Below are 14,759 nucleotides of genomic sequence, written 5' to 3' on the forward strand. Positions count from 1 at the left end.
CATGCCAGCAGTCACGGTCGAGGACTTCAGCACGCTGGCGCGGGTACCCGAACCCGCCCCGACGGCCGTCGATCGGCCGATCCGGTCGGTGACCACCGCGCCGTCGGGCTACGAGGGCGAGGGTTTTCCGGTGCGCCGCGCCTTCGCCGGGGTGGACCTGAGCGAGCTCGACCCGTTCATCCACCTGGACCAGATGGGCGAGGTCGAGTACGCCCCCGGTGAGCCCAAGGGGACCGCGTGGCACCCGCACCGCGGCTTCGAAACCGTCACCTACATCATCGACGGCACCTTCGAGCACCAGGACAGCCACGGGGGCGGCGGGGTGATCACCAACGGCGACACCCAGTGGATGACGGCGGGCGGAGGCCTGCTGCACATCGAGCGGCCGCCGGAGGCGCTGGTCGCCAGCGGCGGCCTGTTCCACGGCCTGCAGCTGTGGGTCAACCTGCCCAGGGCCGACAAGTGGTTGCAGCCCACGTACCAGGACCTGCGCGCGGGTGAGTCGGTGCTGCTCACCACCCATGACGGCGGCGCGCTGGTCCGGGTGATCGCCGGTGAGCTGGCCGGCCACACCGGGCCGGGCGCCACCCACACGCCGATGGCGATGATGCATGCCACGATCAGCCCCGGCGCCACCGTGCGGCTGCCATGGCGACGCGAGTTCAACGCGCTGGTCTACGTGCTCTCCGGGGCCGGAACGGTCGGGGCGGAACGGCGTCCGGTGCACACCGGTCAGCTGACCGTGTTCGGGCCGGGCGATGTGATCACGATCGCCGGTGCGAAGCACCAGGAGTCGCGCCACCCGGGGCTGGACGTGGTCCTGCTCGGCGGCCTGCCGATCCGGGAACCGATCGCCTGGGCGGGCCCGTTCGTGATGAACACCAAGGCCGAGGTGCTGCAGGCCTTCGAGGACTACCAGGCCGGCCGGCTCGGCGTCGCGCCCGCCGAGCGCGTGCCGCACGGCGGCGTGGGCGGCGAGACCGGCCAGGGCTGAGCGTTGTCCGACGACTAGGGCGTGCCCGGTGGGCGCGCCCTAGCCGCTCGTCCGGACCAGGTGGAACTCGTAGGCGCCCTCGACGAAGTAGGTCCGCGAGTACGCCAGCATCCGCTGCGTGCGGTCGAAGTGCAGCTGGTCGAGCAGGACGAACAGGCGATGTTTGGCCGCATCCGGCCCCCAGGCGATGTGCGCGGAGTCGACCGCATGCACCGTGGCCATCCCCACGGTGGGATGGATGCCCAGCCGATTCTCGAAGTAGGCGAAGACCGAGCCGGTCAGCTCCCCGGGATCGAACCGCTCGGGCAGCAGGCTGCGCGGGATCAGGTCGTAGGAGTAGGCGACCACGGCGCCGTCCGCCGTGATGCGTCGGCGCAGCTCGAGCACCTCGGTATCGGGCCGCAGCCCCATCCGTTCCGCCTCGTCGGGCAGCAGCGGGCGCAGCGTGCGCCGGGCGTACTCATGCCCGGGCACCTTCCCGCTCGCCCGGATCGACTCGGTGATCGAACCCATGCGCTCGAGCCCGTCCCGCACCGTGGGTCGCGGCGTAACGAAGGTCCCGACGCCGTGCCGGGTGCGCACGAGGCCGAGCACATCGAGCTCCTTCACCGCGCTGCGCACGGTGGCCCGGGAGACCCCGAACCGCCGGCACAGCTCGGCCTCGGTCGGCAGCCGTGCACCCGGGGCGTACCCGCCACCGCGGATCTCCGCCTTCAACGCCCGCACGATGTCGTCCGCGAGCGTGCGCCGCGTGGTGGACGCCATGGTGACATCTTGACGGGCACCCAGTTGTCCGACAACCTCGGCTGTGCAGCGGGTCACGCGGGAAGGTGAGGGATGCGCACCATCGACTGGATCTCCGGGCACATCCGGTTGATCGACCAGACGGCCCTCCCCGCGACGGTGACCGTTCTCGACATCCATGCCGTCGAGGAGTTGGTGGACGCCATCAAGCGGCTGGCGGTCCGGGGCGCACCCGCGCTGGGCGTGGCGGGTGCCATGGGGGTGGCCCTCGCCGTGCGGAACCTCCCCGCAGAACGGGCCCGGGAAACCATCGCGACGCTGCGCGCCGCGCGGCCCACCGCGGTCAACCTCGCCCTGGGAGTGGACGTCGCGCTGGCCGCGTTCGAGCGCGGCGGTGCGGACGCCGCGCTCGACGCCGCCCTGCGGGTGCGCGACGACGACATCGCCGCGTGCCGCGCCATGGCCCGCCGTGGGACGGACCTGCTGGACCGGCTGCTGCCCGGTCGATCCCGGTTGAGGGTCCTGACCATCTGCAACACCGGTGCCCTCGCCAGCGTCGAGCACGGCACGGCGCTCGGCGTCATCGAGAAACTGCACAGCGACGACCGGCTGGACCGGGCCGTGGTCTGCGAGACGCGCCCGTTGCTGCAGGGGGCCCGGCTGACCGCCTGGGAGCTACGGCAGATGGGCGCGCCGTACGACCTCATCGTCGATTCCGCCGCCCCGATCACGATCATCCGCGGTGGAATCGACGCGGTGCTGGTGGGTGCCGACCGGATCGCCGCGAACGGCGACACCGCGAACAAGATCGGGACCCTGGGTCTCGCCCTCGCCGCCGCGCGCGCATCCGTCCCGTTCCTGGTGGTCGCTCCCGAGACCACGGTCGACCTTCGAACCCCCAGCGGGGAGGCGATCGAGATCGAGGACCGCGGCGGCGCGGAGGTCTGCACGTTCCACGGGGTGCAGACCGCCCCGGACGGCACCACGGCACGCAATCCGGCGTTCGACGTCACGCCGGCCGATCTCATCACGGCCATCGTCACCGATCAGCGAACCATCGACTTGTCGGACAACGAGACTCCCGCCCACAGGCCGCTGCCAGCGCAGCATGCCGGTTAGCCACGCACCTCGCCCGAGGCGCAGCGTCCCTGAGGGGCGCACGTGCCACGGCGCGACCCGTGCACCACTCACGCGTCAGCCGACTGCGCCCTCGGGCGGTCCGCCCGCCGGTAGGCGTTCCCGATTTCCGCCTCGGCCTCGTCGCGACCGACCCAGTGCGTGTGGCCCTCCACCGCCTTACCCGGCTCCACCTGCTTGTAGACCTGGAAGAAGTGTTGGATCTCCAGCCTGTCGAACTCCGGGACGTGCCTGATGTCGCGCAGATGCTCCAGGCGCGTATCGGCCGCCGGGACGCACAGCACCTTGTCGTCCTGGCCGTTCTCGTCCCGCATCCGCAGCATGCCGATCGCCCGGCAACCGATGACACACCCCGGGAAGGTCGGCTCGGGGACCAGCACGATCGCATCCAATGGATCGCCGTCCAGGGCGACGGTGTGCTCGATGAACCCGTAGTCCGCCGGATACGACGTCGCGGTGAACAATGTCCGGTCCAGGCGGATCCGCCCGGTCCGATGGTCCATTTCGTACTTGTTGCGATGGCCCTTGGGGATCTCGACCACGACGTCGAACTCCATCGTCCGCCTCCCTCCAGGCGATCGGCGGTGCACACAACGTACTCACGATGGGGTGGTGCGGCACCACACGAACCATGATCTGCAGGAGTGGGACGGGATCCCGGGTGCCTGGTTCACCCTGGTACTCCTTCGCTCACCGAACGAGTATCGCGAGAGGGGTCGGATGTGATGCGCGGGAGCGGGTGTGCCGGTTACTGACGAAGCCATCGAGAAGATCAAGGCGATGATTGTCTCCGGTGAGCTGGGTCCGGGTGATCGGCTGCCCAAGGAGGCGGATCTGGCCGAGCGGCTGGGCTTGTCGCGCAGCTCGCTGCGCGAGGCGGTCAAGGCGTTGTCGTTGATCAGGGTGCTCGATGTCCGCCAGGGCGACGGCACGTACGTGACCAGCCTGGAGCCGGCGCTGCTGCTGGACACTCTCGGCTTCGTCGTCGACTTCCACCGCGACGACACGGTGCCGAGCTTTCTGGAGGTCCGGCGCATCCTGGAGCCCGCGGCCACGGCGATGGCCGCGCTGGCGATGTCCGACGCGGAGATCGTCGCGCTGCGCGAGGTGCTCGACGGGCTGGGCGCGGAGCCCACCGTCGAGGCGCTCGTCGCCCATGACCTGGACTTCCACCGGCGAATCGCCGCGGGCTCGGGTAACCCGGTGCTCCGCTCGTTGCTCGAGAGCCTGTCCGCTCCGGCGGCGCGGGCCCGGATCTGGCACGGGCTCACCTGGGAGGGCGCCGCGCGCCGGATCAGGGAGCAGCATCGGGCCATCTACGACGCGATCGCGTCGCGGCAGCCCGAGGTCGCGCGGGCATGGGCGACGGTGCACATCGCCGGGGTCGAGGAATGGTGGCGCACGACGCCCGGCTCCGCGGACGGGGTGCTGTCGCCGACCGAGTCGAACGAGCCGGGAAGGCCGTAGTGCGTTCACCACCCCTCGGATGTCTCAACGGCACTGTCGATCCGAGACGCCGACCGAGGGGGAGATCGGCCCTCAGACATCTGATCACCGGTCCGGCTCGTTCGTTTCCGCACTGATGTGGCTTCGCCCGATCGGACGCGCCCCGAAGGTGCCAACGGCCCTAGCCGTTGCCGCCGGCTCCCAGTTGACTCGAATCAAGCTCCGCCGGCACAGCCACTGAGGTGCAACGATGGCGACCGCCACGAACCACAGCGGCCGATTGACTGCCCACCGCGGCATGCGAAACGGTCGCACCGGGCCCGCCGTCGCCGCGGGGCCGGGCACCGCGGATGTCAAGTTCACCGTCCCCGTCGTCACCCATGTGGTCCCCCGCACCCGCCTGCACACCGTGCTCACCGCCTGCCTCGGCGACCCGTGCACGCTGATCGCCGCGCCCGCGGGCTGGGGGAAGACGGTGCTGGTCAGCTCATGGCTGGCGGACGGCGGCGCAGGCCGCGCCGCGGTGTGGATCACGCTCAGCTCCGCGGACGACGACGTGCGCGCCTTCTGGAGCACGGTGGCCACCGCCCTGGCCCCCGTCGTCGGCGAGCGGACGGCGTCCGAGATACGCCACGCCGCCACGGACACCGATGTGGACGACGTACCGCGGCAGCTCGCCGCCGCGCTGGCCGAGCGCGGCACACCGGTCGTCCTGGTCCTGGACAACCTCCACGAGCTCACCTCGCCCGCCGTCCACGAGAGCCTGCTACGGCTGGTCCGGCGCCCACCGCCGGAGCTGCGCTTCGTCGCCACGACGCGCCGGGATCCTCCGTGGCCGGTGCACCGGCTCCGTCTCGAGGGTGTGCTCACCGAGATCCGCGCCGCCGAGCTCGCCTTCCGGGCGGACGAGGCCGCAGCACTGTTCGCGCAGCTCGGGGTGGAACTCGACGAGGCATACCTCGGCCGCGTCATCGAGCGGACCGAGGGCTGGGTCGCCGGGCTGCGGCTGGCCGCGCTCGAGTTGCGTGACGCCGTCGACCCGGCCCCGTTCGTCGATGCGTTCTCCGGGAACGACCACGCGGTGGCCGCCTATCTGCTGAGCGAGGTGCTCGACCGGCTGACACCGGAACTGCTCGAGTTCCTGGTCACGGTCAGCATCCTCGACCTCGTGTCCGCCGATCTGGCGGACGCGCTGACCGGACGGCAGACCGGTGCTGCGACCCTCACCGAACTCGCGGCGTCGAACCTGTTCGTGCAGGCCATCGGCCCGGCCGGCCGCTGGTACCGGCTGCACCGGCTGATCGCGGACGTGCTGCGCGCCCGGATCACCGATCGCCGAACGCTTCGCGATCTCCACCGGCGGGCTGCCGAGTGGCACCGCCGGCATTCGATGCCCCTCGACGCCCTCCGACACGCCCTGCGCGGCGGGCTCTGGTCGCTCGCCGCCGATCTCGCCGGCATCAACGTCGTGGCACTGCTGATCCGGGGCAGCGCTCGCGACGTCGAGGTGCTCCTGTCCGGCGTACCCCGGGACACGCTGCTGCGTCATCCGGAACTCGCCGCGGCACTGGCCGGGGCCCGCATCCTGCAGGGGTCGAGCGTCGAGGTGGGCGAGCTGACGGCCGCGGCACGGGCGGGCCAGGCCGGCCTGCCCGCTCGCCGGGGGACGCGCCTGCGGGTCATCCTGGACCTGATCGAGATGGGCATCGCCCGGACCCGCGGCGACCTGGCGGCGGTCGCCGCGGCCGCCCGCCGAGTCCCGGACGACCCGCGGGTGCTCGCCGGGCTCGGGCTCGCCGCCTGGGACGTGGTTCCGCTGATCGTGCTCGGGAACGCCGGCACGGCGGAGCTGTGGACCGGCGACATGATCGAGGCCGAGAAGCATCTGCGGGCCGCCCTGGACACGAGCCACAGCGGCGGGCTGCTGCGTCCACACCTGAATGCCGCGGCCCAGCTGGCCCTGCTGCACTGCGAGCACGGTGATCTCACCCTCGCGGAGGCGGAGGCGAACGCGCTGGCGGAGTGCGCGGCCGAGGCGGGCTGGAGCGTGTCGGCCCAGGCGGTCGGCGCCTACCTGGCACTCGCGCGGGTGTCACTCGACCGGGCCGAGCCCGCCGAGGCCGACCGCTGGCTCGCCCGGGTGGTCGAGGTCGAGGCGGTCGCGCCCGAGCCCCACGTCCAACTCGCGGCAGCCGCGCTGATGGCGCTTCGCCGGGCCGACGCCGGTGATGTCGAGGGCGCGCTCGCCGGTCTGCGGGCGGCGTCCGGGCGGACGGACACCACGCCCGTTCTCGCCGACCGGTTGCGACAGGTGGAGGCCGACCTGGTGCGCCGCACCGGCGATTTCCGGCGGGCGGGCGAGCTGCTGAGCGGGCTGCGCGGCCCCGTCACGCCGGAGATCGCGCATGCTCGGGGTCGGCTGTATCTCGCCGCCGGCGATGTCGAGGCCGCCGAGCACGCGGTGAGTCCCAGTGCGCCGACATCGGTGCGCCACCAGGTGAACGGGGGCGTGCTGCGTGCGCTCATCGCGGCGGCCCGCGACGACGCGATGGCCCTGAGTTGGCTCGAGGACGCCCTCCTCGCGGCCGCTCCCTTCGGTATTCGCCGGCCCTTCCTGGTGGAGTCGGCGGAGCTTCGGGCGTTGCTCACCGATCGGATCGAGGCCGGTACCGCAGCGACCGCGTTCGCTGTGGACCTGCTCCGCCGGATGTCCGGCCGGGGCCCCCACCCGCCCGCGCCCGCCAAGCCCATCGAACCCCTGACCGAGCGGGAGCAGGTCGTCCTGCGCTACATGGCCAGCACGCTCACCAACGCCGAGATCGCCGCGGAGCTGTACCTGTCCGTCAACACCGTGAAGAGCCACCAGCGCATGGTCTATCGCAAGCTCGGCGCCGACGGTCGGCGCGACGCCGTGCGACGAGCGCGCGAGCTGAGGCTGCTGTGAACCAGGACCCGGGACCGCGCGAGGCCTCATCCCCGCGGGATGAACCAGGGTCATCCCCGCTCCCGGAACCTCGGCGACGACCGGGTTCGCCGTCGGGAGCGGAGGAACGATGAGGCTGTCGGTTCCGGGGTCCAGGATCGAGGTGCCCAGGCTGGGGAACGCGCTCGTATGCCGTCCACGCCTGCTCACCACGCTGGACCGGGACGACGGTGACCGCGCCACGCTGGTCTGCGCCCCGTCCGGTTTCGGCAAGACCGCGCTGCTGGCGCACTGGGTCCGCACCGGCCCTGGGCCCGGGAGCACCGCGTGGGTCAACCTCGACCGGGACGACAACGATCCACGCCGACTGTGGTCGGCCGTCCTCGCCGCATTCCGCGCCTGTCCCGCGGTGCCACCCGGCGCCCTCGACGAGCTCGATCCACCGGTGTCGCCGGCGATCGCGTTCGTGGCCGACCTCGCCGACGTGCTCGACGCCCTGCCGGTGCGGGTCACCCTGGTCCTGCACGACGTCCATGAGCTCGTCGTCCCCGCTGCCCTGCGGGGCCTGGAGGCGCTCGTCGCGGCCCGGCCGGCCGGGGTCCGCCTCATTCTGTGCAGCCGCCTGGACCCACCGCTGGCGCAGGGCGGACCGCGGTCCGCGGGCTGGGAGGAGGAGATCCGCGCCGCCCAGCTCCGATTCTCACCGGACGAGACCGACGCCGTGCTGTGCCGGTCGGGGCTGCGCCTGACGCGTGCGCAGACCCGGGCGGTTCACGCCTGCACGAACGGATGGCCGACCGGCGTGTGGCTGACCTCGCTCGTGCTGCGCAACGGCACCGACCCGGAGCCGTTTCTCGCCCGGTTCGCGGGGGACGACCATCCCATGGCCGACTTCCTGGTCGGCGAGGCGCTGGCCGCTCTGCCCGACTCGGACCGGGAGTTCCTGTCGGCGATCAGCGTCGGCGACGCGGTCTCGACCGGTCTGGCCGCTCGGCTCAGCGGCCGCGCCGACGCCGGAGTGCTGCTGGATCGGCTCGCCCGCACCACGGGGACCGTCACGCGGCTGCCCACCGGTGACTATCGGGTCGTTCCGCTGCTGGCCACGTACCTGCCCGGGTACCGATCGCCGCGGCGGTCGCGGGCCGCGGATCCACCCGGCCGGGCCGTGCACCGGCAGGGCGCCGAGGCGGACGCGCTGGACCGCGCCGCACACGGCGGCGACGACCTCCTGCTCGCGGAGCTCATCCGGCGGTTCACCGGCGAGCTGCTGGTCAATGGGCATCACGATGCGCTCCGCCGCGCGCTGTCGCACCTCGGCCCGCACGTTGTCGCGGGTGCGCCGTGGCTCGCCCTCTGCTGCGCGCTCACCCACGTCGAGGCGGGCGAGGCAGCGACGCACGCGGATCTGCACCAGGCGACGCGGTTGTGGCCGGCTCGGCCAGGTCCACACCTGTCGATCCTGCGGTCGGCCGCGGAGCTGTTCACCGCCGCGACCGACGCGAACCTGGCCGCCTCCCCCACGCCGATCAGCCGTCAGCACGGCGAGCGGGATACCCCGGAATGGACCGCCCTGGCCCTTGCGATCGCCGGTGGCGGCCGGCTGTTCGTCGACGCCGACCCCGGTGCCGGGGACGCCGCGCTACGGCAGGCCCTGAGGCTGGCCACGCAGCACGGGTTCGGCTACCTGGAAATGCAGTGCCGGGCCCTGCTCGGTGCCGGCGCCGGTCTCGCGGGCGACTACCCCGCGATGACGACCTCCGCGGGCCTGGCCGTCGCCGTGGCGGCGGCCAAGGGGTGGGAGCGCTCCCCATGGTCATCGGCCAGTCGATGGATGCTCGCCTATGCGGCGCTGCTGCGGGCCGCGCCCGGCGAGGCACGCTGGCATGCCTCCGAGGCGCTGCGGTGTGGCGGACCCGTGCTGCGCCCGCGCGTCGAGTTCGCCCTGCGGGTCGTGCGCGGCGCGGCCCTGTTCGATCTGGGGATGCGCCATCGAGGGCTTCAGGAGATGCGACACGCCCGGGCCAACCTGGGCGCCATTCGCCTCACCGGCGAACAGGCGGGCGCCCTGGCGGTGCTGGAACATCGCGCGGCGGTGGCGCTGGGCCACACAGCCGCCGCCGATGCGGTCGTCGACTGGCTCACGGAGCGTGTCGGTCCCTCCGGTGAAGTGCTGCTGATGCGGGCGTGGGCCGCGCTGTCCGCGGGCCGCGAAGGCCAGGCCCGCTCCCTCGTCGGGCCGCTTCTGGACGGGTCCGCCCCGGCCGTGCAGCCGCCGACGGTCATCGAGGCGCTCCTCGTGGAGTCGGCCGCCGGGGTGAGCGCCGGTGAGATGAGCACGGCGCGGCACGCGCTGCGCACGGCGCTGTCGACGGGCGCGACCCTCGACATCGTGCGGCCGTTCGCGATGGCCGAGCCGCGGGCCCGCGAACTCCTCGGACAGGATCTCCGTCACGGTCGGTCGGCGGAACCGTTCGCGCTGCGCGCCCTGGCCGCCGGGCGACGCGTCCGGCCGCCCACCGCCCGGCTGACGGAGACGGAGGTGCAGGTCCTCGCGCGGCTACCGTCGGCGCTGTCGGTGGCACAGATCTCGGAGGCGCTGTGCCTGCCCGCCGAGGAGGTGCGCGCCCACGTCCGCGCCGTCTATCGCAAGCTCGGCGCGAGCAGCCGGCGCACGGCGGTGTCGGCGGCGTTCGAACGCGGACTGCTGAACTGATCACCGGCGGTCACCACGGGTCAGTCCCCGAACCAGATCTCGGCCAGATCCGCCGCAGCCAGTCCCTGGTCGGCGGCGATCCGCTCCAGGGCGGCGGCCAGCTTCAACGACAGCTCGACACTCACTCCGGCGAGCCCCTCGATGCCGGCCTCGTCGAGCACCGCACGGGCGACGTCCCGCGCCCTGCCCGCCCCGTCCGACCCGTGGTCAGCACAGAGAACCGCGTACAACGACTCGTAGGCCCGTCTCCGCAGGTATAGGTCGACCGATTCGCCCTGACCCGATCTTTCCTCACCCACCTCGCGCTCCTCCCGGGGCCGAGTCGCGATCATGTGACCTTACCGAGCTACACCGGCCCCCGCGTGCCGAGCGAGCGCGCGGGGAAAGACTACAGTCACCTCATCATCGGGTGGCCGCTGTCCTACATCGTCATCGTCGCGCCGCGAGGAGGTGAGTGTGAGCGACCCGTTCCGTGAGCCGACCACACAGGACACGGTCCTGGCGGCGATGCGCGCCGTGCTGTCCGACGACCACAGTTTCGAGCGCGGGCTGGCCTGCCTGCACGACCTCGTCGACCAGCTCGCCCGGGAGGAGGGCGCCACCGGGCTGAGCGACCTCACGGTGGCGCTGTCGCTCGAATTGGCAGAGACCCTGAGACGCATTGCGCGCGACGAGGGCCTGGCCGCGACGGATCTGGCCGAGATCTGGTTCGCGGACTGACGCCGCGGACACCGGACAGTCAGACACCGGGCGGTCACTGTCGGCCGCCGATCAGGCCGGCGGCCGGGACACTCACCCGAGCCGGGTGGTGCCGGCACCACCGACCGGCCGATACTGAAGAACAATGGTGACACGGTCGTCCGCCCTGCCCCGGCCCGTGCCCGAAGCCGGCTCGGCAGAGGCCCCCTCGTGGTCCACCCGGCTGCTGCGGCTGCTCGAGGAACAGGTCCGGGCGGCAGTCGCGGACGGGTTGCTGACGACGGCCGAAGCCGAGCAGCTCCTCGCCCGGCTGGCGCTGGTGATCGACCAGGCGACGACACCGGCGCGGCCGTGAGCCGACGCGCATCGTCAACCCGGCAGTCGTTGCAGCGAGACCACCTCGAGGCCCATCGCGCGACAGCGCGCCAGCACCTCGCACAGGTCGGACGCCTCGGCCAGCTCACCGAACATGATCGTCTGTGATGGGATGACCTGGACCTGCAGGTCGCAGAACGCGAACCGCGCGCGCTCCGACAAGCGGCCGCTCACCCGGACCTCATACCGTGCACGCCCCATCGCAATCCGCCTCCCAACCGGCCGCCGACGCCTCGGCCCGGACCCGGCGCAGCCGCCCACGATCCGCCGCAGCCCTCGGCGCGTCATCGCCCGATCCGGATGAAGGTGGCCAGCACATGGCGCGATCCGTTCCGCGATTTGTGTGGCAAGTACGAATTGCTGGATATGAGGGAGCCTCAAGAGTAGGGTGGACACAATTAAGGGACGGCTCTATCGTGACCGGCGCCGCAATACATTCCCTATGCCATCCCCCCTCCGGGGAGGCACGCTCTCGACGGCGCCTGTTGTGGGCCCGTCACATCTGCACTGATTCGGGGGGCGGTGGAGCGCAACGAGCTGTCGCCGGAGGGGTTGGGGGGGTAATTCTCATGCCGCTGGTTCCGCGTGCCAAGATCACGGTTCCACGCCTCCCACCGGAATTCGTGGAGCGGCGTGCGCAGCGGGCTGATCTCGACGCGCAGAACGGCGAGGACATCGGGCTTGTCTGTGCCCCCGCCGGGTACGGCAAGACCCTCCTGCTGGCGGATTGGGCGCTGCGAAGCACCCAAACGGAAACCGCCTGGGTGGGCCTCGAGCGCGACGACAATGACCCACGACGGCTGTGGTCCTCCGTGGTGGCCGCGGTCGCCGGCTGCCAGTCGGTGCCGCGGTCGAGCCCCCTGCACGCCCCCTGGATCTGGCGTCCGGGCGCCCAGCCGGAGTTCCTCGCCGAACTCGTCGACGCCCTCCGTTCGTTACCTCGGCCGATCCGGCTGGTCCTGGACAACGTGCACGAACTCGTCGAGCCCGAGGCGCTGCACGGCCTCGGAATCTTCCTTCGCAACCGCCCCGGCCAGGTTCAGCTGATCCTCTCCAGCCGGCTGGATCCGCCGTTGTCCCTCCCCCGGCTGCGTCTCGCGGGCCGGCTGTGGGAGCTGCGCTGCGACCGGCTGCGCTTCTCTGTCGCGGAGGCGGCGACACTGCTGGAGAAGTCGGGTCTGCACCTGACTCTCGCCCAGGTCGAGGTGCTGCACCAGCGCACCGAGGGCTGCCCCGCGGGTGGGATCGTGTCGGCTGAGCCGCGGATGGACAAGGATGATCCGGTGCAGAAGATCTCATTGGACGCGTTGGCCCGGGAGCAGTTGGAGCTGGCCAAGGCCGGCGGCAGCGGGCGCAGCGCGCGCACCGTCCACGGTGGGCACGAACGGGTGCTGCGCCAGACCGTGATCGCGCTGCGCGGCGGGCAGTCCCTCGCCGAACACGAGAGCCCCGGCGAGGCCACCGTGCACGTCCTGCGGGGGCGGGTACGCCTCGTCGCGGGCGCCGACTCCTGGGACGGCAGGCAGGGCGACCTGCTGATCGTTCCCGATGTGGCGCACAGCCTCGAGGCCGTCGAGGACGCCGCCGTCCTGCTCACCGTCGCGAAGACCCGCACCGCCGCCGGCTGAGTCCGACGAGGTCATCCGGTCGGCTGGGCGGACCGCTCCGCTGCGCGACCGGCGTCGCCCTCCGGGCCCGCGAACGGCGGGGTGATCACCACCGGGCAGCCGGCGAACTCGACAAGGCCCTTGCTGGTGGAACCGAGCCGTCGCATCCCCTCCGGCAGGGCGGCGCGGCGGTGGCCCACCACCAGCATCCGGGCCTCGTTCGCCCGCGCGAGCAGTGCGCGCAGCGGGTTGTCACCGAGCACCGCGCGCTCGACCTGCAGGCCGGGATGCCGCTCCAGCACCGGCCCGAGGCTCGCGTCGAGCACGACGCCCGCCTGCTGGGCCAGCGCGTCCCAGTCCTGGTCGACACGGCGCATCTGGCCGGATTCGTCTGCGGTCACGTCGGCCCAGGTGTGCAGCGCCACGATCCGGGCCCCGACGGCCTCGGCGAGTCCTGCCGCGAACTCGAGGGCGGCGTTGCCGGTGGGCGAACCGTCCACCCCCACCACGACCGGGCCGCCGCGCGGTGGCGCGATTCCCGGGGCTCTCCCTCGGATCACCGCCACCGGACAGGGACACGCGGCCAGCAGCGACAACGCGGTGTCGCCGGCGAGCATCCCGGCCACGGCGCCTTCGCCGTAGCTGCCCACCACCAGCAGCCGCGCCCCCGCCGCCCGGTCGAGCAACACCTCGGCGACGTCACCGGCGACGACGTGCGTCTCGACCGGATCGGCACCGACGCGTTCGGCGATGCGCCGCAGCTCGCTGAGCCAGCCCGGCTCGACGCCCGCCGCGCCGCGCTCGCCGCCGACGGTGTGCAGCAGGCTCACCGGGGCCCGCCACACGGACGCGACGTCCGCGGCCCATTCGGCCGCGTCGCGCGCCGAGTCGCTCTCATCGACCCCGACCACGATCGCCCGGGAATCGGTGCGGTCCTCCGCCACGGCAACGCCCTCCCGTCACAGCGCTCATCCGACGCTCATCCGACGCTCATCCGACCGGGTCCTGTCCCAGTCTGAACCGGGCCACCCCACGGTGACAGGGCCGTGCGCCCACCGCCACCGGGCCCAAGGACCTCGCCCCGGACGACGTCCCCGTTCTCGTGCCGACCCGATCCTCGTGACGACACCGCGGGCCGTGCAACCGGACAGGGCCGAAAGGCCCGGCCGGCCGGGCCGGCCGCACGCCCAGCGGGGTCGTCCGCCCCCTGCCCGCCCGCCGCCGCGGCCGCCACCCTGGGCAGGAGCGACGAACCGAGGAGGTCTCATGTCGGCTTACCACACCCGTCTCGGAGCCCCGCCCGAGACCCTCGACGACGACCCGCCGCTCGCCGCCCTGATGACCCGGCGGCTCGTCGGCGTGACCTCCGATACCGACGCGTTCGTCGCGCTGGGGCTCATGGCCCGCACCGGCGTCCGGCACCTTCCGGTGATCGACCACACCGGCTGCCGCGGCCTGGTCCTCGAACGGGATCTGCTCGCCCACATCCCGGCGAACATGGCCCGCTACTCGTCCACCCCTCCCCTCGTCGCCGCGCTCTGCCGGTCCGCACCGACCCTGCACACCACCGATCGCCGCTCCGCAGCCGCCGAACGGATGCATGTCACCGGCGTGGACGCGGTCCTGGTGACCGAGGGCGAGCAGCTCGTCGGGCTGGTCACCGCCACCGACCTGATCCGTTCCCTCGCCGAGGCCACCGCAGCCACGCCACCCGGCTGAGCCCCGGCGCGGCATGCCCTGTCGCGTCGAGAAGCCCCAACCCTGTCAGCGCCTGAATCGGAGCAGCTCGTGAACAAGGCTGAGGAACACAAGGACCCCGGCGTGATCGTCGGGGTGGACGGCACGGAAACCGCCTTGCGCGCGGTCCGCTGGGCGGTCGCCGAGGCCCGGTCGCGCAACCTGCCGCTCACCATCGTGCATGCCGCTCCGTACGCCACCGACACCATCGGACGCCGCAGGGTCGCATCGATCCTCGCCCGCGCCTACACGGTCGCGTTCCGGCAGGCACCCGACGTGAGCATGCATACCGAACGGGTCGTCGAGCAGCCGCTGAACGCGCTGCTCGACGCCGCGGACCGGGCGGCGCTGCTGGTGGTCGGCATGATGGGCGGCGACCGCGTG

15 protein-coding genes are annotated in these 14,759 nt (G+C 72.5%); 10 read left to right on the top strand and 5 right to left on the bottom strand.

Features of this window, described 5'->3' with window-relative positions; translation table 11 throughout:
- Position 1: 1 nt before the first annotated feature.
- Positions 2-994, top strand: coding sequence for a pirin family protein (locus tag ACFQE5_RS12205; RefSeq protein WP_379584984.1), 993 nt, complete (start codon positions 2-4; stop codon positions 992-994).
- 39 nt (positions 995-1,033) lie between these two features.
- On the opposite strand, the gene ACFQE5_RS12210 is transcribed toward ACFQE5_RS12205, so the two are convergent.
- Positions 1,034-1,759, bottom strand: coding sequence for a GntR family transcriptional regulator (locus tag ACFQE5_RS12210; RefSeq protein ID WP_379584985.1), 726 nt, complete (start codon positions 1,757-1,759; stop codon positions 1,034-1,036).
- A 72-nt stretch (positions 1,760-1,831) separates the two neighbouring features.
- On the opposite strand from ACFQE5_RS12210, the gene mtnA reads away from it, so the two are divergent.
- On the top strand, positions 1,832-2,857 hold the full coding sequence (gene mtnA, locus ACFQE5_RS12215) for an S-methyl-5-thioribose-1-phosphate isomerase (protein WP_379584986.1): 1,026 nt from the start codon (positions 1,832-1,834) through the stop codon (positions 2,855-2,857).
- Between the two features lie 68 nt (positions 2,858-2,925).
- Here mtnA and ACFQE5_RS12220 read toward each other — a convergent pair whose 3' ends face one another.
- Positions 2,926-3,432: an inorganic diphosphatase gene (locus ACFQE5_RS12220; protein ID WP_379584987.1), complete on the bottom strand. Its 507-nt coding sequence runs from the start codon at positions 3,430-3,432 to the stop codon at positions 2,926-2,928.
- 184 nt (positions 3,433-3,616) lie between these two features.
- Here ACFQE5_RS12220 and ACFQE5_RS12225 point away from each other — a divergent pair, with 184 nt between their 5' ends.
- The 3 genes from ACFQE5_RS12225 to ACFQE5_RS12235 all read left to right on the top strand — a co-directional run bounded on the left by ACFQE5_RS12225 (position 3,617) and on the right by ACFQE5_RS12235 (position 9,957).
- Entirely contained in the window at positions 3,617-4,342 is a 726-nt protein-coding gene (locus tag ACFQE5_RS12225; protein WP_379584988.1) for a FadR/GntR family transcriptional regulator, read from the top strand.
- Positions 4,343-4,571: 229 nt separating this feature from the next.
- On the top strand, positions 4,572-7,265 hold the full coding sequence (locus tag ACFQE5_RS12230) for a LuxR C-terminal-related transcriptional regulator (RefSeq protein ID WP_379584989.1): 2,694 nt from the start codon (positions 4,572-4,574) through the stop codon (positions 7,263-7,265).
- Positions 7,266-7,374: 109 nt separating this feature from the next.
- A complete protein-coding gene (locus ACFQE5_RS12235; RefSeq protein ID WP_379584990.1) occupies positions 7,375-9,957 on the top strand; it encodes a helix-turn-helix transcriptional regulator in 2,583 nt (860 codons plus the stop codon).
- 20 nt (positions 9,958-9,977) lie between these two features.
- On the opposite strand, the gene ACFQE5_RS12240 is transcribed toward ACFQE5_RS12235, so the two are convergent.
- Positions 9,978-10,256, bottom strand: a complete 279-nt coding sequence (locus ACFQE5_RS12240) for a hypothetical protein (protein WP_379584991.1) — start codon at positions 10,254-10,256, stop codon at positions 9,978-9,980.
- 157 nt (positions 10,257-10,413) lie between these two features.
- Between ACFQE5_RS12240 and ACFQE5_RS12245 the strand changes: the two genes are divergently transcribed.
- Both ACFQE5_RS12245 and ACFQE5_RS12250 read left to right on the top strand, forming a co-directional pair.
- Positions 10,414-10,677 (top strand): hypothetical protein, encoded by a 264-nt coding sequence (locus tag ACFQE5_RS12245; RefSeq protein ID WP_379584992.1) that lies wholly within the window; start codon positions 10,414-10,416, stop codon positions 10,675-10,677.
- Between the two features lie 124 nt (positions 10,678-10,801).
- Entirely contained in the window at positions 10,802-11,011 is a 210-nt protein-coding gene (locus ACFQE5_RS12250; protein WP_379584993.1) for a hypothetical protein, read from the top strand.
- 14 nt (positions 11,012-11,025) lie between these two features.
- Here ACFQE5_RS12250 and ACFQE5_RS12255 read toward each other — a convergent pair whose 3' ends face one another.
- Entirely contained in the window at positions 11,026-11,205 is a 180-nt protein-coding gene (locus ACFQE5_RS12255) for a hypothetical protein (RefSeq protein ID WP_379584994.1), read from the bottom strand.
- A 395-nt stretch (positions 11,206-11,600) separates the two neighbouring features.
- On the opposite strand from ACFQE5_RS12255, the gene ACFQE5_RS12260 reads away from it, so the two are divergent.
- A complete protein-coding gene (locus ACFQE5_RS12260) occupies positions 11,601-12,659 on the top strand; it encodes an AAA family ATPase (RefSeq protein ID WP_379584995.1) in 1,059 nt (352 codons plus the stop codon).
- Positions 12,660-12,670: 11 nt separating this feature from the next.
- Here ACFQE5_RS12260 and ACFQE5_RS12265 read toward each other — a convergent pair whose 3' ends face one another.
- Positions 12,671-13,582: a universal stress protein gene (locus tag ACFQE5_RS12265; RefSeq protein WP_379584996.1), complete on the bottom strand. Its 912-nt coding sequence runs from the start codon at positions 13,580-13,582 to the stop codon at positions 12,671-12,673.
- 322 nt (positions 13,583-13,904) lie between these two features.
- Between ACFQE5_RS12265 and ACFQE5_RS12270 the strand changes: the two genes are divergently transcribed.
- Positions 13,905-14,357, top strand: a complete 453-nt coding sequence (locus ACFQE5_RS12270) for a CBS domain-containing protein (RefSeq protein WP_379584997.1) — start codon at positions 13,905-13,907, stop codon at positions 14,355-14,357.
- Between the two features lie 69 nt (positions 14,358-14,426).
- A partial coding sequence (locus tag ACFQE5_RS12275; protein WP_379584998.1) for a universal stress protein occupies positions 14,427-14,759 on the top strand: 333 nt, incomplete at its 3' end.

The organism is Pseudonocardia hispaniensis, assembly GCF_042658695.1.
GTDB classification, from domain to species: Bacteria; Actinomycetota; Actinomycetes; order Mycobacteriales; family Pseudonocardiaceae; genus Pseudonocardia; species Pseudonocardia hispaniensis.

Excerpts from the sequence above, each read along its gene's own strand:
- ACFQE5_RS12205 (WP_379584984.1), top strand. The coding sequence starts at position 2 with ATGCCAGCAGTCACGGTCGAGGACTTCAGCACGCTGGCGCGGGTACCC.
- ACFQE5_RS12210 (WP_379584985.1), bottom strand. The coding sequence starts at position 1,759 with ATGGCGTCCACCACGCGGCGCACGCTCGCGGACGACATCGTGCGGGCG.
- mtnA (WP_379584986.1), top strand. The coding sequence starts at position 1,832 with ATGCGCACCATCGACTGGATCTCCGGGCACATCCGGTTGATCGACCAG.
- ACFQE5_RS12220 (WP_379584987.1), bottom strand. The coding sequence starts at position 3,432 with ATGGAGTTCGACGTCGTGGTCGAGATCCCCAAGGGCCATCGCAACAAG.
- ACFQE5_RS12230 (WP_379584989.1), top strand. The coding sequence starts at position 4,572 with ATGGCGACCGCCACGAACCACAGCGGCCGATTGACTGCCCACCGCGGC.
- ACFQE5_RS12235 (WP_379584990.1), top strand. The coding sequence starts at position 7,375 with ATGAGGCTGTCGGTTCCGGGGTCCAGGATCGAGGTGCCCAGGCTGGGG.
- ACFQE5_RS12250 (WP_379584993.1), top strand. The coding sequence starts at position 10,802 with ATGGTGACACGGTCGTCCGCCCTGCCCCGGCCCGTGCCCGAAGCCGGC.
- ACFQE5_RS12260 (WP_379584995.1), top strand. The coding sequence starts at position 11,601 with ATGCCGCTGGTTCCGCGTGCCAAGATCACGGTTCCACGCCTCCCACCG.
- ACFQE5_RS12270 (WP_379584997.1), top strand. The coding sequence starts at position 13,905 with ATGTCGGCTTACCACACCCGTCTCGGAGCCCCGCCCGAGACCCTCGAC.